We start from the raw sequence: 18,291 nt of genomic DNA on the forward strand, positions 1-18,291 counted from the left end.
AGGGCCTCGACTACATCCCCATCCGAGACGCCGCCCGGCCGGTGATCTCCGCGGCAATGTGGCGGGCGACGGGTGCTCACCCGGTTCCTGGACCTGTTGCCCGCAACCGGTGCAGTCGACGACTTCCTCGGGAGTGCCGGTGGGTTGACCGGTGCGGACATCTGGCGCACCGGCCTGCTCACGCCCAGGCAGACCAGGTCGGCGGTCATCTAGACGGCCATGAGGTTCTGGGATACCTTGGGTCGACCCGGCGCCGGAAAGCGCTTTCACGGAGGTAGGACGCGATGAAACGCCTCAGGAAAGTTCTCACCTGCTTGGCCGCCGCAGGCTTGCTGTCCCTGGCTGTTCCGGCCACCGCTCAAGCCGAGCCGGTCGCCGAAACGGGCACGTTGACGCTGAGCGTCTCGGACGCTGGCGGAGGGCTGCAGGCCGCGATCGACGCGGCTGGCGCCGCCTACGCCGATGTTCATGGCCTGGTAATCAACGGCGGCATGCTGAACAGCACCGACAGCCGGTTCATCAACCAAAGTCTCACGGGGCTCACCGATCTCACGGTCGGCGGGACGGCGGACTTCGTTGGCTCCCAAGTGCCGACGAGCGCGTTCAGCGGCAACACCTCGCTCAGGCATGTGAGGCTGGACAACACCACCGTGATCGGGTCGAGGGCGTTCTACGATGTTGCCACGCTCGTCACCGTCGAGATGCCGAATGTGACCATACTGAACGGGCTCGCGTTCAACAACAATGCGGCGCTAAAGAGCGCGTACCTGCCACAGTTGAGGTCGATCGACAACCGGGCCTTCTACGGCGCCGTGTCGATGTCGTCGCTGACACTTGGTGAGGAACCGCCCGTACTTTTGGGTCAGGGGAACTGGTTCCTTTATGTGACCGGCTTGACCATCTACGTCCCGGTGGAATCGGCGCTCGAAGTCTATCGGAACCACATCTTCTTCCAGCAGTTCAGGATCAGGGTGATCGGTGATGACGGCACCGGCAATCCTGACGATCCCGCTCCGCCCAACACGCCGGAGCTCTGCGCCCAGTATTGCGGTCGGATTGGCGGATCCGATAGCGTCAGGTACCGCGATCGTGAATACTTCAGAGGCGACTACAAGGTCAGCCTCAACCTCTACAGCTTCAATGTCAACATCAACGCGTGGTTGAACAACCGACAAGACACACCGCAGCTCGACACGCTGGCGGCGATTCGGTGGGCGGCCGAGGCAGGATTCGATGCGGTCGACGTCACGGCCTACTACATTCCTGGGTACAGCAACACCACGATGCCAACGTTGCCGGACGGTGAGATCAAGGCATTCGCCCGACAGATCCGGGACCTGACCAAGGAGTTGGGCATCGAGATCAGCGGCACTGGTTACCAGAACGACTTCGCCAACCCTAGCGCTGACAGGCGCGCGCTCGATGTCGAACGGGGCAAGTACTGGATCGACGTCGCGGCCGAGATGGACGCTCCGGTCATCCGCGTTTTCTCTGGACCGGTGCCGACAGACATCAACCGGCTCGGGTGGGAGACCGTCACCCGAGAGCGCGTCGTCCCGGCGCTGCGACAGCTGGCGGAGTACGGCGCTGCCAAGGGGGTCCAGATCGGTCTCCAGAACCATGGGGATATGACCGCGACGGCAGGCCAGACCATTCAACTCCTGAAGTGGGTCGACCACGACAACATTGGCATCGTGAATGACACCGGCTATTTCCGGCCGTTCCGCTACACAACCGGCCTAAATTATGACTGGTACGCCGACATTGCCGATGTCCTTCCGTACTCAAACAACTTCCAGGTGAAGAAGCGGCCGGGGGGAGCTGAGACGGATACCACGATGGATCTGAACAAGCTGTTCACGGACGTCCGATACAGCGACTACCGCGGCTACATTCCCCTGGAGTTGCTGTGGGCCCGGGATGAGCCGGGATACCCGCGTGATCTTCCGGAACCCCCTTACGAGCAGATCAGCGGGTTCCTCGATGCCGTGAAAGCCTCGTTGAAGCACACGAAGGATCAGACCGAGATCTCGGGATTCACTGACCTGACGTACGTCGACGGCAGGTTGTCGGGAACGGCATTTACGGATGTGGCCGACCCAGACGCCAAGATCCGCCTGTACGCCCCTGACGGTGAGGTCATTGGATCCCTTAGCGCCACCCTCGTCGGAGATAAATCGCCGGAGGGAAGGTACCAGTACAAGTTCGATGGCATCATCGGGGACCGTGGACAAATCAGGGTGCTCGGGCCGGTAGGGCCGTCCATCATGGAGTCCGTTTATCGCTCGATCGAGATTACTCGAACTGACGGTGGCAACGGCACAGCCGCCGTCTACCAGATGCTGGACTTCTATGTGTCAGCGGGGGAGGTCCGTGGTCCGCTGGTGCCCCAACTGTCAAACACCCTGAGCAGTGCGAGTCATCATCTGGCCAAGGGCTCGAAAGACCAAGCGGCCAAGCAACTGCGGAACTTCCTGCAACATCTTGACAATCCCGACATGGACAGCCACGTCACGGCGACGGCTAGGCATGACCTGAAGGGTGCCGCTCAAGCACGTATCGAGGCGTGGACGAAATAACCTCAGACGCGGTCCTTCCCCATGTCGCTTGATCCGTGGGACGGGGGAAGGACTGCGATCCGGGAAACGATCGCGGTCGCGGTCGACCTGTGCAGCCAGGGCGACGGCGCTGCGGCCGCGAGTGCATCGAACCCGGCGGCGAGCAACCCGTCGGGGAAGCAGGGCGTCACGCAGCCGGTTGGCACTGGTCACCGGAGACGTCGTCACCCTGACGACCCGTCCCGGCGCCGATCACCCGGCGATCAGCCCTCGCCCCGACCGGACCGGCCGCCGGGCGGCGGTGGCCGCTCCGTCGTCAGCCCTTGTGCCACTTCTGGTTGGCCGTGCCCGCGCAGTCCCAGATCTGGAGCTTCGCGCCGTCGCTGCCGTTCCAGTCCTTGATGTCGACACACTTGTTGGCCTGGAGGTTGACCAGGTCCCCGGCCGCGTTGAGGGTGAACTGCTGGGCGCCGGTGCCGTTGCAGGTATAGAGCTGGACGACCGCGCCGTTGGCGGTGGACCCGGCGTCGACGTCCATGCACTTGTTGTTCTGGCTCTGCAGGGCCGTGCCGGTGAACGTCCACTTCTGCGCGTTGGTGCCGTTGCAGGGCCACATCTGCAGCTGGGCGCGGTCGACGAAGTTCGAACTCGGCACGTCGATGCACTTGTTGTTCCAGTTGCTCACCACGGCCACCCCGGCGCCGGGGCTGCCACCGCCGCCGCCGAACGGGCTCAGGATCAGCCCGGCCGCGCGCGGGTCGCCGTCGTGGACCAGGGACTCGAAGCCGCCGACGTCGTCGAAGGCGAACGCGTACGCCTTGCCGTCGGCCATGTTGGCGTGGATCAGCCGGGCGTACTGGTTGGTCGGGTTGCTCCGGTAGAAGTCGGCGGCGTTGGTGCTGGGCTGGGTGTCGATCGTGCCGAGCGTGCCCCGGTTCAGCGCGGCGCAGAGCGTACGTGAGATCGGCCCGACCACCTGGTCGTTCGGCGCGGGCAGGTCGCCGTCACAGCCCCAGACGCTCGCGGAGGAGGGCCGGTTGAAGGAGGCGACCGCCTGACCGCTGCCGTTGGTGAAGGTCATGGTGCTGCCCGAGGTCCGCCCGTAGTACCGGATGCTTGGCTGGTCGGCGAACGGCACCACGGTCAGTGTCTTCGTGGTGTATGCGTTCCACGCGGCGGCGATGTAGGAGTCCAGGTAGGTGGCGCTGAGCAGGCCGGCGCCGGCGGCCTTGCCGGGGGCCAGGACGCGGAGCACGGTCCCGTCCGACCGGGTGTGCACGGTGTTGGCCCAGCCCGGCTGGGCGCGGATCCCGTCGATGACGGCGTTGCGTCCGTTGGCCACCGGGTCGCCGGTCCGCTTGGTGACGCCGTTGGCGCCGGTCACGGTAACCGCGTGCGGCACCGCGAACATGTCCACCTGGGAGCTGTTCAGCCACAGCCCGGCATCGTTGTAGGTGAACTCGCTCCAGTCGAAGAGGATGTCCCGGTTGGCGTCGCCGGCCGCCCACGGGGCGGGCTGCACCAGCCCGTCCGGGGTGAGGAAGAACTTCAGCTTCTGCCCGAGGGCGAAGTAGACCCGCCCGGAGAAGCCGCGCGGGAACTGGATCGTGGTGCTGCCGCCGGTGCCGGGACCCGGGATGGAGGCGTCCGGCGCGGGTGACGGCGGGATCTGCCCACCGGTCCACGGAACGAAGGCGCCGCCGGAGGTGACGTAGCCGAGCCGGCCGGTGGCCAGCTGGGTGCCGATGACGTACAGGTAGACCGGGTCCGCGCGGCCGGTGGTGTTGGTGACGGTGACGGGCAGCAGCGCCGGACCGACCGCGCGGGCCGGGGTGGCGGCGACGGTGCCGGCGAGGCCGGCGAGCAGAGCGGACGCGACGGCTAGCAGCTTGCTTCGGAGACCCATGGATACCACCTCGGGGGAACGGGGACGGGACAGAGCGATCTCGGCGTGATCGACTCGGATTGCGGCAGCTGGCGGAGGGTTCCGCTCGCCTGCGGAGGCCGGCGGGCACGATCGCGGCCGGACCGGCGGCGAGCGCCGCCGCGCCGGTCCGCGACCCGGCCTCAGCCGGTGCGCCACTTCTGGTTGGCCGTGCCCGCGCAGTCCCAGAGTTGCAGGCGGGCGCCGTCGGAGTTGTTCCAGTCCTTGATGTCGACGCACTTGTTGGCCTGCGGGTTGACCAGGTCTCCGGCGGCGGAGAGGACGAACTGCTGGGCTCCGGTGCCGTTGCACCAGGCGATCTGGATGACCGCGCCATTGTCCCGGGAGCCCCAGGCGACGTCCATGCACAGGTTGTTCTGGGTACGCAGCGTGCCGCCGGTGAACGTCCAGCTCTGCGCCAGCGTGCCGTTGCAGGTCCAGGTCTGCAACGGCACGCCGTCGGAGAAGTTGGAGAACGGCACGTCGATGCACCGGTTGTTCCAGTTGCTGATGATCCGCGTCCCGCCGCCGGTCGTGGTCAGCGACAGCCCGTAGACACCGAGGATCTCGTTGACCGGCTGGAACCACATGGTGCCGCCGGTCGTGCAGTTGCCGGTGCCGCCGGAGGTGACGCCCTGGGCCTGGTCGCCGGAGAGCCAGGAGCCGCCGGAGTCGCCCGGTTCGGCGCAGGCGTTGCTGCGGGTCAGCCCGTAGACCGCGCCCTGGGCGTAGTTGACGGTCTCGTCCCGGCCGAGGATTGTGCCGCACCTCCAGCCCGTGGTCCGGCCCGAGCGGCACACCGAACTGCCGATCACCGCGTCCCGCGAGCCGGCCACGGGCGCGTTGCCGCCAGCGTGGTTGTTGACCCACGGTCGCGGGGTCCAGTTGCTGTTCGTGCGTACCCACGCGTAGTCGTTGCCGGGGAAGGACGAGCCGGCGAAGGTGCCCTGGGCCACGTTGTTGTAGCCGAGGGTGGAACTGCCCGCGCCGCCGCAGTGTCCGGCGGTGACGAATCCGCCCGCGACGGCGAAGCCCACCGAGCAGAGCACGTTTCCGTTGATCACGAACTGGTCGCCGCCGCGGATGTCGTACACGGGTCGGGGCACGTTCGCCTCGGTCACGTAGCGGACCAGGGCGCGGGGTGCTCCGCTGGCCGTCACGAAGGACGCGGCCGCCGCCGTGTGGCCCGGCTCGACCAGCACGACGACGGAGTTGCCGACGGTGTCGGCGTACCAGCCACGTACGGCGGTGGCCGGCCGGTGGCGCGCCGCGTACCGGTCGAGGGTGGCCCGGGCGGCAGCGAGTGTGGTCAGGCTGTGGTTGACCAGCCGGGGCTCGGCGCCTTCGCCGCGGACGGTGGCGGCGGCCGCCGGGTCGGTGACCGCGACCGTCAGCCGGCGGCCGTCGGTCAGCCAGGAGCCGGCGTACCGCGCGCCCAGCCGGGCCCGCAGCCGCCGGTCGATCACCGTCGCCCCGGCCTCGACCCGGAGCCGGGCGGCCACCTCGCGGTCGGTGAGCCCGAGATCCCGGCGCATGGCCTCGGCCATGCCGGGGGTGAGACCGGTCGCGTCGGCGGGGCCGGCGGTGCGTGGTGGTTGCGCCGTCGCGGCGGTGGGTGGGGCGGTCAGGCTGGCGGCGAGGATCCCGGTGGCGAGCAGCCCGAGGAGCTTGTTCATCGATCTCCTTCTGGCCGGGCCCGAGGGGTGCGGGACCGGCATGAGACGGGAAGAGAGCGCTCTCTCATAGAAGGGTGCCTATTGGTTAACTTTCTTGTCAAGTCACGTCGCTGCCGCTGGACGCCGCCAACCACCCGATCGGCGGTACGGCGGGCTTCACCGTGCACCAGGCGCACGGCGTGACGAATCAGCGGGTCACCGCGTTCGAGCTGTGGACCTCCACCGACGACGGCACCACCTGGCGGCCGGCGACCGTACGGGCCGGCGACGACGGCGACTTCACCGCCGCGCTGCCGAAGCCGGCCGCCGGGCAGGCGGTGTCGCTGCGGATCAAGGTGACCGCCGACGGCGGCAGCGGGATCGACCAGACGATCATCCGGGCCTACCGGGCCGGCTGACGCGCGACCGGCGCCCCGGTGCGGTACGGCCGCACCGGGGCGGCCGGGTCAAGGCCCCCGCCGGGGCGCTGGAGCAGGGCATCGAGTGAGGTGAGACGGCACGGCCCCGGAAGCCCAGCCCGCGTCGCCGCCGGTCGGCCGTATCCCGGGCGGCGCGGCGAGCTGGGCGGCCGAACTCCACGCTAAGGGTCCGGTTCCAGACAGCGGCATCCGCGTGGCGATGTTAGCGTCGCCGCCACCCCCGGATCCCCGCCAACCGTCACACCTGCGGTACGGCGGGGGCCGCTGCCTCGTCGGGAGCCGCAATGACCTCGATCAACGCCAGCACCGACGTGGCTCGGGCCACCGAGCAGCTGCGCCCCGTGTTCGGTGACCGGCTACTGCTGCCCACACACGAGGGGTTCGCGTCGGCTAGCCGGATCTGGAACTGTGCGGTCACGCACCGGCCTGTCGCGATCGTCCGGTGCCTCGACAACGACGACGTACGCGCCGCCGTGCTGACCGCCCGCGAGTATGACGTGCCGCTCTCCGTACGCGGCGGGGGCCACGACTGGGCAGGGCGGGCGCTGCGCGACGGCGGGTTGGTGCTTGACCTGTCCGGCATGCGGCAGGTGGCGGTGGATACCGGGGCGGGTACGGCCACGGTCGGGGGCGGGGCGCACATCGGCGATGTTTCCGGCGCTGGGCAGCAGCACGGCTTGGTCACGCCCACAGGGACCGTACGGACGGTCGGGATGGCCGGTCTGACCCTCGCCGGCGGTTACGGTCCACTCTGCGGGCGGTACGGGTTGGCGGTGGACAACCTGCTGCGCGCCGATGTCGTACTGGCCGACGGCCGCCTCGTGACCGCCAGCCCAGACGGCGACGCCGAACTGTTCTGGGCCTTGCGCGGCGGCGGCGGCAACTTCGGTGTCGTCACCAGCCTGATGTACCGGCTGCACGAGCTGCCGACCGTGCTGTCCGGGATGATGCTGTTCCCGTTCGCCCAGGCGGCCACCGTGTTGACGGGGTACCGCGAGATCGTGGCGACCGCCGCCGACGAGGCGACGATCATGGCGGGGTTCCTGCCCAACCCGGACGGGCCGCCCCTGGTGTTTCTCTGTCCCATGTGGAGCGGAGTGGACCTCGCTGAGGGCGAGCGGCTCATCGCGGGGCTGGAGCGGCTGGGCAACCCGGTCATGAGCCAGATCGCCGCAACGCCGTACCACGACGCGCTGAGCATGTTCGACGGCGCTATGCGTGAGGGCAACCACTACCGGCTGCGTACCCGTTGGCTGTCTCACCTGTCCGAGGCCGCCGCCGAGGAGCTGACCGACGCCGCCGCGCAGATCGCCTCACCGTACTCGGCCATCTCCATGCACCACTTCCACGGCGCCGCCGCCCGAGTGGGCCAGGCCGAGACCGCCTTCGGGCTGCGCACGGACCACCTGCTTGTCGAGATCGTCGGGGCGTGGGCGCCGGAGGACGCCGAAGCGGGGTACGGCGACTGGGCCGACCAAACGTCGCAACGGTTGGCGCCGCTGGCGTTGCCCGGCGGTTACCCGAACCTGCTCGGCGCGGACGAGCCCGAGCGGGTCCCGCCGAGTTACGGCCCCAACTACGTGCGGCTGGTCGGCGCCAAATTCCGCTACGACCCGGACAACGTCTTTGCCTCCGCCGTACCGACCCTCGCGGCTGGATCCTTGGGTTCGAGAATCTGAAAACCTGACCCATGTGTTCAGATTCTCGAACCCAAGGATCTAGCCGGCATATCCCGGCCGATGCAGCCAGGGCGCGGCCCTGGGCGCCGCCGCGATCAGGGCGACAGCGAGCGCCGTGACTACCGCCTGCCCGATCCGGCCGGGCGTGATCCCCGGCGCGCTGTCCAGCACGTAGTTGGCATACCCGTTCGCCGCCGCGTCGCTGGCGAGCACGACGCAGCCGAGCAGCAGCCCTTCGATCCGGCGCAGCGCTAGCAACAGCGCCGCGAGCGGGTCGAATACGGTCAGTGAGGTGAAGTACAACATCAGCCAGATGGGGATGGACGGGCTTGGACCATCCGGCCGGACGCCGAGCAGGTCGCCCAGGTGGACGATCCCGCCGTACGCGAGGACGCAGACGGCGGCGATCACGACAACCCGAACCCACCGGGGCACGCCGGCCCACCGCCGGAGCGATGTCCGTCTCACCGCCACTGGCCCCCCTTCCGGTCGGGCAGTGGCCCGCCCGCGCCGCATCGATGCTAATGCGGCGTCCAGGGACGTTTGCCGCGCCGGGTCCGGACGACGACCAGCGGCATTGGAGCCATGCCGGATGGCCGCCTGGACCTCGCTGTGACACTGGCAACGTTTGTGGTCACGGCACCAGCCCTCTCGATCAGGCCGCCCCGCTGACTTGCCGATGCGCTCTTGAGGCTGGGCGGCCGGTGGCGAGGTAGGCGTGCCGATCACCAGGCGCAGGGCGCGTAGTCCTTCAGGAAGCAGCCGTACAGGTCTTCGCCCTGTTCGCCGCGGACGATCGGGTCGTAGACCCGGGCCGCGCCGTCGATCAAGTCCAGCGGGGCGTGGAAGCCGGCGTCCGCGAGCCGCATCTTCGTCGGGTGGGGCCGCTCGTCGGTGATCCAGCCGGTGTCGACGCTGGTCATGAGGATGCCATCGGTCAGCATCTCCTGGGCGCTGGTGCGGGTCAGCATGTTCAGCGCAGCCTTGGCCATGTTGGTGTGCGGGTGCCCTGGCCCCTTGTAGCCGCGGGCGAACTGGCCCTCCATCGCCGACACGTTCACCACGTACTTGCGGCGGGCGGCCGCTGCGGCCATCGCCGATCGCAGCCGACTGACCAGCACGAACGGCGCGGTCACGTTGCACAGCTGCACTTCAAGCAGCTCGATTGGGTCCACGTCGTGCACCCGCTGGACCCAGCTGTTGACCGGGTCGAGGTCCGGCACCAGGCCGCCGGCGTCGATGGCGGTGGCTGCCGCGATCCGTTCCGGCGAGGCGGAGCCGCTGGTCAGCGCCAACGCGGTGAGCGCGTGCGGGGGGATCGCAGCCGCCTGCGGCGAGGCGATCAGGCTGCCCGCCAAGTCGCCCTGGCCGGCTGGTTTGGCGAACGTGATCATCTCCGGCAGCGGGCCGTCCGGCAGGGCCGCCGCCTCCGCAGCGACGAGCTGCGCGTACGCCCCGGGTGTGCGGCGGACGGTCTGTGCTGCGTTGTTGATCAGGATGTCGAGTGGTCCCTGGCCGCTGACCGAGTCAGCGAGGGCGATCACCTGGGCGGGGTCGCGCAGGTCGATCCCGACGATCCGCAGGCGGTGCAACCAGTCCCCGCTGTCGGGCATCGCGGCGAATCGGCGGACCGCGTCGTGCGGAAACCGTGTGGTGATTGTGGTGTGCGCGCCGTCGCGCAGCAGCCGCAGCGCGATGTACATGCCGATCTTCGCCCGGCCGCCGGTAAGCAGCGCGCGCCGGCCGGTAAGGTCGGTGCGGGCGTTGCGGCGCTCCCGGTTGAGCGCGGCGCAGGGCGGGCAGAGCTGATGGTAGAAGGCGTCCACCTCGCGGTAGCGCTGCTTACAGACGTAGCAGGCGCGCGGATTGTGCAGGAAGCCGGCCGTGGCACCCACTGTGGGGGAGGCGAGCGGGATGCCCTGGGTCTCGTCGTCGATCCGGCCCGGGGCGCCGGTGGCGGTGGCCGCCGTCACCGCGCGGTCGGCCGCCGTGATGGCATTCCGCCGTTCCTCGCGTCGCCGCTGCTTGATCATCTTGTAGAGCCTCGCGGTGGCCCGTTGCACCCGCACGACGTCGGGGTGATCGGGAGGGAGATCCTCCAACGCCTCAAAGACGCTGAAACAGGTTTCCAGCCGGCTCGGGTCAATGCCGTATTGACCGGTTTCGGTAATGTTGTCCGCCGTCATGCGTCGCTGTCTCGTCCCGTTCCCTGCGCCGGATCTACCCGGCCCGCCCCAAGTTCGACCCGGAACTGTACGCGCACCGGGGGTCGAAGGTGCTTCGAGGTGCAGCCGCAGGGCGCCCCACGCCGCCGAGGTGAGGAGCCGGACCGTGGACGAGGAGCATCGTCGGTTCGGCGAGCACAGCTCCATCCTGGTACAGCCGGATGATGCTCCGGATCGCCTGGACAGATGAGCGGTCCGCATCTGGTCGGCAACAGGCCGACGGTCGGCAGGGGAGTGGTGTGAGACGTCGAGAGGCGTTTCCACTGCCAGTACGGCAGCCGCCGTTCGTGGTCTTCGGTTGAGTGGTGTGTCTGGTGGTCCTTACGAGTTCGCAGCTTCGAGGATGGCGGTGAGACCGTCGATGGTCTGCTGCTCCTCGGCTTGGTCCGTCTCGGCCGTCCATCCTTGATGCCATGGCCCGCCGGGACCGGCCAGGAAGTGCAGCGCTTCGAGCGCGGGCGTGGCAAGGTCCGGCACTGGCTCGGGCCGTATCACCGCGCTTGGCTCTTCGGACGCTTGCGTAAGGCGGTGCTGTAGGTGCTCGCCGCCGGGAAGGGTGGCGGCCACGAGGGCTGCCGCCGCGCACTGACGCCGATTTCGAGATCGTCGATCTCGCGGGCCACCCGCTGCCGCACCTCGACGAACCCGTGCCGGCCTCCGGCGGCCGCTAGGCCAACGAGTACACCAAGGGGTGGTCGCGGCTCATCGACGGGTTCGTATTCGTCACCCCGGAGTACAACCACTCGACCATGGGGTGCTGAAGAGCGCGCTCGAACACCTCTACGCCGAGTGGAACAACAAGGCCGACGTCCCAGCACGTAGAATACCTATTTTCCAGGTAGGCAAAGTGGGTTAACGTCGCAACCGTGACTCGCCAGGATGCCCTGCTCGACCGCACCGCGCTCGCGGTGTCGCGGGGATGTTGCCGTGGCTGGACCACCGCGTGCGGCTGCTGCCGCTGAACGCGCATCCCCGACTTCTCAACCGCCGCCGGCTTGAAGACGACCGGCAAAGTTTCCGCGAGCCGATCAACGGCCGCTCGCTGCGCCGCGGTAACGAAGGCGCTGCGATTCGTCACATTCGATTCGCTTTACTCACTTGCTGGGAGGGACGTCCCCCGATGCCACAGTTGACCCTGAGACTGGGCGCAGTTGCTGCCACCGCCGCCCTGGGTTGTACTGCTCTCACTGCTCCAGGCGCCGCCGCTGCTCCGCACCGGGCCGCGGCCACGACGGCTGGCCCTGGGCAGCCGAACATTGTGTTCGTGCTGGCCGACGACCTGGGGTGGGCCGATGTCAGCACCGGTCTCACGAACAAGGGGTCGGGCAACACCTACAACGAAACTCCCACCGTCGACCGTCTCGCTGAGGAGGGCGTTGCCTTCGACAACGCCTATGGCGGTCCCAACTGCGTGCCGACCCGAGCCGCCCTCCTCACCGGGCTCTACGCGCCTCGGCCGACGAACAACCTCTACCTGGTCGGCGACCTCAACCGCGGCGGGGACAACACGCTGCTGGACGGTGCGTCGCAGGGGCTCCCAGACGGCGACGACGCGTTGCCGGGCGAGGCCTACACCGTGGGCGAGGCGCTGCGTGACGTCGGCTACGCGACCGGGTACGTCGGCAAGTTCCACGTGACCAAGACCGCTGATCAGATCACGACCGACTTCGGGTTCGAGGAGAACCTGGGCGGCTCGAACTCGGGACATGCCAGCCAGTACCACGCCATCAACGGGAAGTTCAACAACAGCATCGGCCCGGCGCTGGACGCGTTCGCGGCCGACTACACCCAGGAGTACGTCGACGAGAACATCAAGCCGCACTCCCACGGCGTGGACGAAGCGACCCTGGACGCCCTCGTCGGCACCGACAAGCACGTGACCGACGCGGTGGCGGACGCGACCATCGACTTCATCGACCGCCACACCGACGAGCCGTTCTTCACCTGGGTCAGCGACTACGCGGTGCACGAGCCGATCGGCGACAAGCAGCCACGCGCCGACCTGCTCGCGAAGTACCGGGCCAAGGCGGCCGTTGCCGGACACCCGGCTGACGCGTCGTACTCCGCGCTGCTGGAGGGCCTCGACCAGGGGCTGGCCCGCATCGTGGACCACCTCGAGACCACCCCGGATCCCCGCAACCCGGGGCACCCGCTGGCGGACAACACCATCGTGGTGTTCACCTCCGACAACGGTGGGACCGCGAACGCCGACAACGGCTGGCTCAGCGGCTACAAGGGTGAACTGCGGGAAGGGGGGCTGCGGGTCCCGGCCATCGTGTGGAGCAGGAACGAGCGCCTGGTCGACGGTGGCGTGGTCGACTCGACGCCGATCCACGCGGTCGACTACCTGCCGACGTTTGCGTCGCTGGCCGGTGCGCACCTGCCCAAGGGCCCGCGCCCCGACGGTGTGGACCTCAGCGGAATCTGGAGGAACGAGAGCGCTGAGCTCGGCGTGCGGCCCCTCTTCTGGCACCTGCCCGGATACCTGATCGCCGGGGTGCGGGACCAGCGCCCCGAGACGGTGATCCGGTCGGGGCCGTGGAAGCTCAGCTACCGTTACGAGACCCAGGACTGGAGCTTGTACAACCTGACCAGCGACATCGGTGAGACCACCGATCTGGCCGCGGCGTACCCAGACGTCACCCAGCGGCTCGGCAGCCGGCTGATCCGCTGGCTCAACGACGTCGACGCCCCGCTGGCCACGCTGCGCGAGGGCAAGGCCCCGATCACCGTCACCTTCCAGGGCACGGCGTACTCCAACGGGAAGATCACCCACTACGACAAGCCGACACAGCTGACGTTCCCGCCGGGCGACGAGGTGCCGGCACTGCTGCCCAGCGCGGTCACCGACCGATGACCTCCGACCATCGCCACGGCACCGCCGGGACCACCACCACCACCACGCCGAGCTGTTGCGCACCCGGCGGCCTGCAGCAGACCGCCGGCGGGCTGCTCCAGATCGCCCGCCGGCCGCAGCAGCTGGACCCCGTCGTCCGGGCGGCTGGTCGGTCGCGCTCCACGCGCGGCCAGGTCAGCCTCCCCGGCGGGAGCTTCGCCATGGGCGACGCCTTCGATGAGGGCTACCCGGGCGATGGGGAAGGACCGGTGCACGAGGTCGCACTCAGCGCCTTCACCATCGACGTCACGACGGTCACCAACGCCGCCTTCGCGACCTTCGTCAAGGCCACCGGCTACGTCACCGAGGCCGAGGTGCTCGGCCTCTCCGCCGTCTTCCACCTGCAGGTGAACGCCGAACGATCCGACATCCTGGGGGCCGCCGCCGGTACCCCGTGGTGGCTCGTGGTCCGCGGCGCCGACTGGCGCCACCCCTACGGGCCGGCCTCCTCGATCGCGGACCTCCAAAACCACCCGGTGGTCCAGGTGACCTGGAACGACGCCCGCGCGTATGCCACGTGGGCGGGCAAGCGTCTGCCCACCGAGGCAGAGTGGGAGTACGCCGCGCGTGGTGGGCTCCACGGGGCGCGGTTTCCCTGGGGCGACGAGCTGCGCCCGCGCGGTCGGTGGAACTGCAACATTTGGCAGGGCGAGTTCCCCCACCTCAATACCACGGAAGACGGCTTCATCGGCACCGCACCCGTCAAGCAGTACGCGCCTAACGGCTACGGCCTCTTCAACATGGTCGGAAACGTGTGGGAGTGGTGCGAGGACTTGTTCGCCATCGACACCTACGCCCTGCGCGCCGGCACCCGCGTCGTCGACCCCCGCGGGCCAGCGGAACCGGACGTCACCGGCCGGCGCGTGATGCGCGGCGGATCGTTCCTGTGCCACGACTCCTACTGCTACCGGTACCGGGTCGCGGCCCGCTCCGGGAACACCCCTGACTCCGCAGCCTCCAACGTCGGCTTCCGCTGCGCCTGAACGTCCCGCCCGCATCATCCACGTCTTTGAAACGCCCCGTGCCAGCCCGTCGGCAGCTCATCACCCGAGCCCGAGATCTGCTGCGCCGTTTCCCTGCAATCTCTTGTAACGGAGCCAAGCCATGATCAGTCGTCGTCAACTCCTTGCCGGCACCGCGCTCGGCCTAGGCGTCGCAGCGGTCCCGTCCGTCGCGGCAGCCGAGCCGAAGACCACCGGGCGACCCCGGCCCAACATCGTGCTCGTGCTGGCCGACGACCTGGGGTACGGCGAGCTCGGCGCCTACGGGCAGCGCACCATCGCGACGCCGCGCCTGGACCAGCTCGCCGCCGAGGGGCTGCGCTTCACCGACGCCTACTCCGCCGCGGCCGTCTGCGCGCCCTCACGCTCGGCCCTGCTGACCGGCCTGCACGCCGGTCACGGGCCGGTGCGCAACAACCCTGCCGGCGACCCCGACTCGATCGCCTTCTCCGACGGTGACACCACGTTCGCCGAGGTGCTGCGCGCCCGGGGCTACCGCACGGGATTGTTCGGCAAGTGGGGCTTCGGTCCCGAGCGTAGCGACCAGCCGAGCCACCCCAACGCCCGAGGGTTCGACGAGTTCCTCGGATACATCACGCACAGTCACGCACACGACTACTACCCGTCGTACCTGTGGCAGAACGGAGAGCGGCTCGAGCTGCCCGAGAACGAGTCCACCAAGACCACCTTTGCCCCCGACCTCTTCCAAGACCGGGCTCTCAACTTCATCCGGGCCCACCGCTCCGAGCCGTTCCTGCTCGTGGTCACCCCGAACCTTCCCCACGCCCCGAGCGATGTCCCCAACCAGCAGCCGTACGCCGCCGAGGACTGGCCCTCGGCGGACCGAGGCCACGCGGCCCAGGTCACCCGAATCGACACGTACGTCGGTGAGCTGGTCGACGAACTCGCCGCGCAGGGACTGCTCGAGTCCACGGTGGTCCTTTTCACCAGCGACAACGGCCCGCACGAGGAAGGTGGCTTCGACCCCGACCGGTTCGACGCGAACGGCCCCCTCACCGGCTACAAGCGCAACCTGTACGAGGGTGGCATCCGGATCCCGTTCATAGCGTGGGCCCCGGGCCGGATCCAGCCCGGCGTGACCGACCGGCTCACCCAGCAGACCGACCTGCTCCCCACCCTGGCCGATCTGGCCGGCGTCCCCGGACCGCGCGACATCGACGGCCGGTCGTTCAGCTCGCTGCTCGAGCCGCGTCCCACCGTGGCCGCCGAGCAGCCGTACCTCTACTTCTGGCGGCTCGACAACGGCAACACCAAGCGTGCCCGCGCCGTCGATGACGGCCGCTTGCAGCGGCCAGCCGAGGCCGTCCGCGAAGGCAACTGGAAGGCGATCCGTTGGGCGCCGGGCAAGGATCGGACCGTCCCGGACGACCAGTGGCAGGTCGAACTCTACGACCTTGCCCATGACCTCGGCGAGACGACCGACCTGGCAGCCGCCCACCCCGAGGTCGCAGCCCGGCTGGTCGGCCTCTTGCGGCAGTCCTGGATCGACGAGGTCACCCGCGAAGGCTACGGCCTCGAACTCGACACCCCGGACCTGCTGCTCCCCGGCGTGACCTACGACCTCACGGCCACCCTCGCGAACGGGTCGGCGGTGCCCTGGACCGGCGCTCGGCTGGCGCTCTCCGCGCCCCGCGGTTGGACCGCCGAGCCGGCGACCAGCCAAGGCCTTGGGCGCCTCGCCCCCGCCACCCGAGTGAGCACCACCTGGCGGGTCCGGGTGCCTGAGGAGACCACGGCGAAGGAGTGGCCGCTGACCGTGTCGGGTTACGCCGTCGCCCGCGACGCGCCGCTCACCTTCCGCGCCGAGCGCCGCGTCACCCCGCCGCCACCACCGCCAACCACCGACTCGTACCTGAGCGATCTGCCCTGGATCACCGCAGTCAACGGCTGGGGCCCGGTGGAACTGGACACCAGTAACGGCAGGCAGGCCGCCGGAGACGGCACGCCGATCTCCTTCAGCGGCACCGTCTACGCCAAGGGCCTCGGTGTCCACTCCTACTCCGAGGTCGCCTACCACCTCGGAGGCCGGGCGGCCCGATTCACCTCGATCGTGGGGATCGACGACTTCAGCGCCCGGCAGAGCTCGCGTGGCAACACGATCGCCGAGGTGTGGGCCGACGACCGACTCGTCCACACGAGCGGTGTGCTGCGGGCGTCCACCGGACCCGAACCGGTGGACGTCGATGTTCGAGGGGCCCGGCTCCTGCGCCTGATCGTGCGCGCTGCCGACTCCGGCAACAGCTTCAACCACACGTCGTGGGCAGACGCTCTCGTCCGGCTGGGCTAACACGCCGCCCCCGCGAGCCCGCCCGCGCCGTACCGACGTTGACCCATGGGGGTGGCCCGTAGGCCACCCCCATGGTCAAGTGAGACCGGGAGCCCGGTGTCTATGTGATCGCCGCTCTACTTCATGGAGCTGAGCAGACCGAGGTTTGGCTGCAGCGCGCCGTCCTGGCCCAGCGACAGAAAGTCGGCCTCGACCGCAGCCCGCTCAAGCACTCCCGCCCGCACCGCGTGATAGCGCACGACGGACCAGAGAAAGACGTCAAGGTTGTCGAAACGCGTCCCGCCCTCGACGACCTCCTCCTCGTGGAACCAGAGGCCGACCTGCCCGTCGGTGAGCACCACGTAGAGGTTGCCGCCGCCGTCGGCACCGATCGCGTAGACGTCGTCGTCAGTGAGTTCGGTCTGGTAGTCGGCGTCCAGGATCCCGCAGTCGTTTGCAGCGAAGTCGAACCCGTAGGACCAGTCGTACACATCCAGGAACTGCGGCATGCGCCCTGACCGCACGCGCCGGTCGAATGCCGCCAGCGCCGCAGCGGACGCCGGCGGTAGGCGGTCGAGCATCGGTGCCACCGGCCGGGTCTCCCGAGGAACGGTGATGGGAGAACGGCCGGGAAACCACCGTGCGAGGTCGGCGTCGAGGTCGCGCTCGACGTAACCGGTCAGGTCATCAGGCGTGAGCGTCACTCGCGGATACTAACCGCAACCTCCGACACGCCTATGGCAGCAGGGAACGGCCAAGGCATCCGCCTTGAGGGGAACGGCACCGCGAAAGCACTGTGTCCGGGAAGAGGTGGAACCGTCCACGGCGGAGAAGGGTGTGCCACGGCGTGCAGTGGTGATCGACGGGTTGCCCCGGAGAACTTGCCGCGCGTACCGCTCGTCACGGCTGTGAGCGCCCGCCGGCCACCGGTGGCGGCGGGGGATCCGACGAGCCGCTGCGGCCGCCCGACCGGTGTGGAGGGCTTCCTTGGCGATCGCGGAGGCGGTGGAGTAGCCGATGCGCGGGTTCGGGGCCGTGACCAAGCCGATGGAGCGTTCGAGGGTCAGACGGAGACGCTCGGCGTCGGCGGTGATGCCCGAGACGCACGGGCTGGCCAGGACGTGGCAGGCGGCGGTCAGGTGGGTGGTGCTCTTCATCGGATTTGCGGCGTGGAAACCCGGCCGTTTACGGCCGGGAGGAAACGCCGCCCCTCCCTTGCGATGAGTGTCTTACATGGACGGTAAAATGTGAGGCGTGGGGGATGTGGTGAAGCGGGCGTACAAGTACCGCTTCTATCCGTCCACTGAACAGGCCGAACAGCTGGGCCGCACCTTCGGGTGCGTGCGTCTGGTGTACAACCGGGCGCTGGAAGCACGCACTCGGGCGTGGGCGGTGGACCGCCGGCGCACCACGTACGTGCAGTCGTCGGCGTGGCTGACCGAGTGGAAACGCACGCAGGAGTTGGCGTTCCTGAACGAGGTGTCCTCGGTGCCGTTGCAGCAGACGCTGCGGCACTTGCAGGCCGGGTTTATGGCGTTCTGGGACAAGCGGGCCCGGTATCCGCGGTTCAAGTCCAAGCGCAAGTCGCGGGCGTCGGCCGAATACACCCGTTCCGCGTTTCGTTGG

General features: G+C 68.9%; 13 protein-coding genes. 7 read left to right on the forward strand and 6 right to left on the reverse strand.

Going from position 1 to position 18,291, the window contains the following annotated elements; translation table 11 throughout:
* Window positions 1-284 precede the first annotated feature (284 nt).
* A complete protein-coding gene (locus ACGF4F_RS32545; RefSeq protein ID WP_393083581.1) occupies window positions 285-2,579 on the forward strand; it encodes a TIM barrel protein in 2,295 nt (764 codons plus the stop codon).
* A 295-nt stretch (window positions 2,580-2,874) separates the two neighbouring features.
* Here the strand turns inward: ACGF4F_RS32545 and ACGF4F_RS32550 are convergent, their stop codons facing one another.
* Window positions 2,875-4,464 (reverse strand): beta-1,3-glucanase family protein, encoded by a 1,590-nt coding sequence (locus tag ACGF4F_RS32550; RefSeq protein ID WP_393083584.1) that lies wholly within the window; start codon window positions 4,462-4,464, stop codon window positions 2,875-2,877.
* Window positions 4,465-4,625: 161 nt separating this feature from the next.
* Complete coding sequence (locus ACGF4F_RS32555) at window positions 4,626-6,158, reverse strand: ricin-type beta-trefoil lectin domain protein (RefSeq protein ID WP_393083587.1); 1,533 nt, start codon at window positions 6,156-6,158, stop codon at window positions 4,626-4,628.
* 179 nt (window positions 6,159-6,337) lie between these two features.
* Here ACGF4F_RS32555 and ACGF4F_RS32560 point away from each other — a divergent pair, with 179 nt between their 5' ends.
* A complete protein-coding gene (locus ACGF4F_RS32560) occupies window positions 6,338-6,556 on the forward strand; it encodes a hypothetical protein (RefSeq protein ID WP_393083590.1) in 219 nt (72 codons plus the stop codon).
* Between the two features lie 305 nt (window positions 6,557-6,861).
* Window positions 6,862-8,256 carry an FAD-binding oxidoreductase gene (locus ACGF4F_RS32565; RefSeq protein ID WP_393083593.1) on the forward strand — a complete coding sequence of 465 codons (1,395 nt, stop codon included), beginning with the start codon at window positions 6,862-6,864 and terminating at the stop codon, window positions 8,254-8,256.
* A gap of 39 nt (window positions 8,257-8,295) precedes the next feature.
* Here the strand turns inward: ACGF4F_RS32565 and ACGF4F_RS32570 are convergent, their stop codons facing one another.
* The 3 genes from ACGF4F_RS32570 to ACGF4F_RS32580 all read right to left on the reverse strand — a co-directional run bounded on the left by ACGF4F_RS32570 (window position 8,296) and on the right by ACGF4F_RS32580 (window position 11,048).
* Window positions 8,296-8,667 carry a hypothetical protein gene (locus ACGF4F_RS32570; RefSeq protein WP_393083596.1) on the reverse strand — a complete coding sequence of 124 codons (372 nt, stop codon included), beginning with the start codon at window positions 8,665-8,667 and terminating at the stop codon, window positions 8,296-8,298.
* A 314-nt stretch (window positions 8,668-8,981) separates the two neighbouring features.
* On the reverse strand, window positions 8,982-10,442 hold the full coding sequence (locus tag ACGF4F_RS32575; RefSeq protein ID WP_393083621.1) for an SDR family NAD(P)-dependent oxidoreductase: 1,461 nt from the start codon (window positions 10,440-10,442) through the stop codon (window positions 8,982-8,984).
* A gap of 360 nt (window positions 10,443-10,802) precedes the next feature.
* Window positions 10,803-11,048 carry a hypothetical protein gene (locus ACGF4F_RS32580; RefSeq protein WP_393083599.1) on the reverse strand — a complete coding sequence of 82 codons (246 nt, stop codon included), beginning with the start codon at window positions 11,046-11,048 and terminating at the stop codon, window positions 10,803-10,805.
* Between the two features lie 553 nt (window positions 11,049-11,601).
* On the opposite strand from ACGF4F_RS32580, the gene ACGF4F_RS32585 reads away from it, so the two are divergent.
* The 3 genes from ACGF4F_RS32585 (at window position 11,602) to ACGF4F_RS32595 (ending at window position 16,686) form a co-directional block, all read left to right on the forward strand.
* Window positions 11,602-13,338, forward strand: a complete 1,737-nt coding sequence (locus ACGF4F_RS32585) for a sulfatase (RefSeq protein WP_393083624.1) — start codon at window positions 11,602-11,604, stop codon at window positions 13,336-13,338.
* Window positions 13,335-14,360 (forward strand): formylglycine-generating enzyme family protein, encoded by a 1,026-nt coding sequence (locus tag ACGF4F_RS32590; protein ID WP_393083602.1) that lies wholly within the window; start codon window positions 13,335-13,337, stop codon window positions 14,358-14,360. Before ACGF4F_RS32585 ends, ACGF4F_RS32590 begins: the two co-directional genes overlap by 4 nt.
* Window positions 14,361-14,481: 121 nt before the next feature.
* Window positions 14,482-16,686: a sulfatase-like hydrolase/transferase gene (locus ACGF4F_RS32595; RefSeq protein WP_393083605.1), complete on the forward strand. Its 2,205-nt coding sequence runs from the start codon at window positions 14,482-14,484 to the stop codon at window positions 16,684-16,686.
* Between the two features lie 116 nt (window positions 16,687-16,802).
* Here ACGF4F_RS32595 and ACGF4F_RS32600 read toward each other — a convergent pair whose 3' ends face one another.
* On the reverse strand, window positions 16,803-17,369 hold the full coding sequence (locus tag ACGF4F_RS32600; protein WP_357447713.1) for a hypothetical protein: 567 nt from the start codon (window positions 17,367-17,369) through the stop codon (window positions 16,803-16,805).
* A 550-nt stretch (window positions 17,370-17,919) separates the two neighbouring features.
* Here ACGF4F_RS32600 and ACGF4F_RS32605 point away from each other — a divergent pair.
* The coding region (locus ACGF4F_RS32605) for a helix-turn-helix domain-containing protein (RefSeq protein ID WP_393083609.1) at window positions 17,920-18,291 on the forward strand (372 nt) is incomplete at its 3' end.

Source organism: Micromonospora sp. NPDC047740 (assembly GCF_043204735.1).
Taxonomy (GTDB): domain Bacteria; phylum Actinomycetota; class Actinomycetes; order Mycobacteriales; family Micromonosporaceae; genus Micromonospora.

Excerpts from the sequence above, each read along its gene's own strand:
- ACGF4F_RS32550 (WP_393083584.1), bottom strand. The coding sequence starts at position 4,464 with ATGGGTCTCCGAAGCAAGCTGCTAGCCGTCGCGTCCGCTCTGCTCGCC.
- ACGF4F_RS32595 (WP_393083605.1), top strand. The coding sequence starts at position 14,482 with ATGATCAGTCGTCGTCAACTCCTTGCCGGCACCGCGCTCGGCCTAGGC.
- ACGF4F_RS32585 (WP_393083624.1), top strand. The coding sequence starts at position 11,602 with ATGCCACAGTTGACCCTGAGACTGGGCGCAGTTGCTGCCACCGCCGCC.
- ACGF4F_RS32590 (WP_393083602.1), top strand. The coding sequence starts at position 13,335 with ATGACCTCCGACCATCGCCACGGCACCGCCGGGACCACCACCACCACC.
- ACGF4F_RS32545 (WP_393083581.1), top strand. The coding sequence starts at position 285 with ATGAAACGCCTCAGGAAAGTTCTCACCTGCTTGGCCGCCGCAGGCTTG.
- ACGF4F_RS32565 (WP_393083593.1), top strand. The coding sequence starts at position 6,862 with ATGACCTCGATCAACGCCAGCACCGACGTGGCTCGGGCCACCGAGCAG.
- ACGF4F_RS32555 (WP_393083587.1), bottom strand. The coding sequence starts at position 6,158 with ATGAACAAGCTCCTCGGGCTGCTCGCCACCGGGATCCTCGCCGCCAGC.
- ACGF4F_RS32575 (WP_393083621.1), bottom strand. The coding sequence starts at position 10,442 with ATGACGGCGGACAACATTACCGAAACCGGTCAATACGGCATTGACCCG.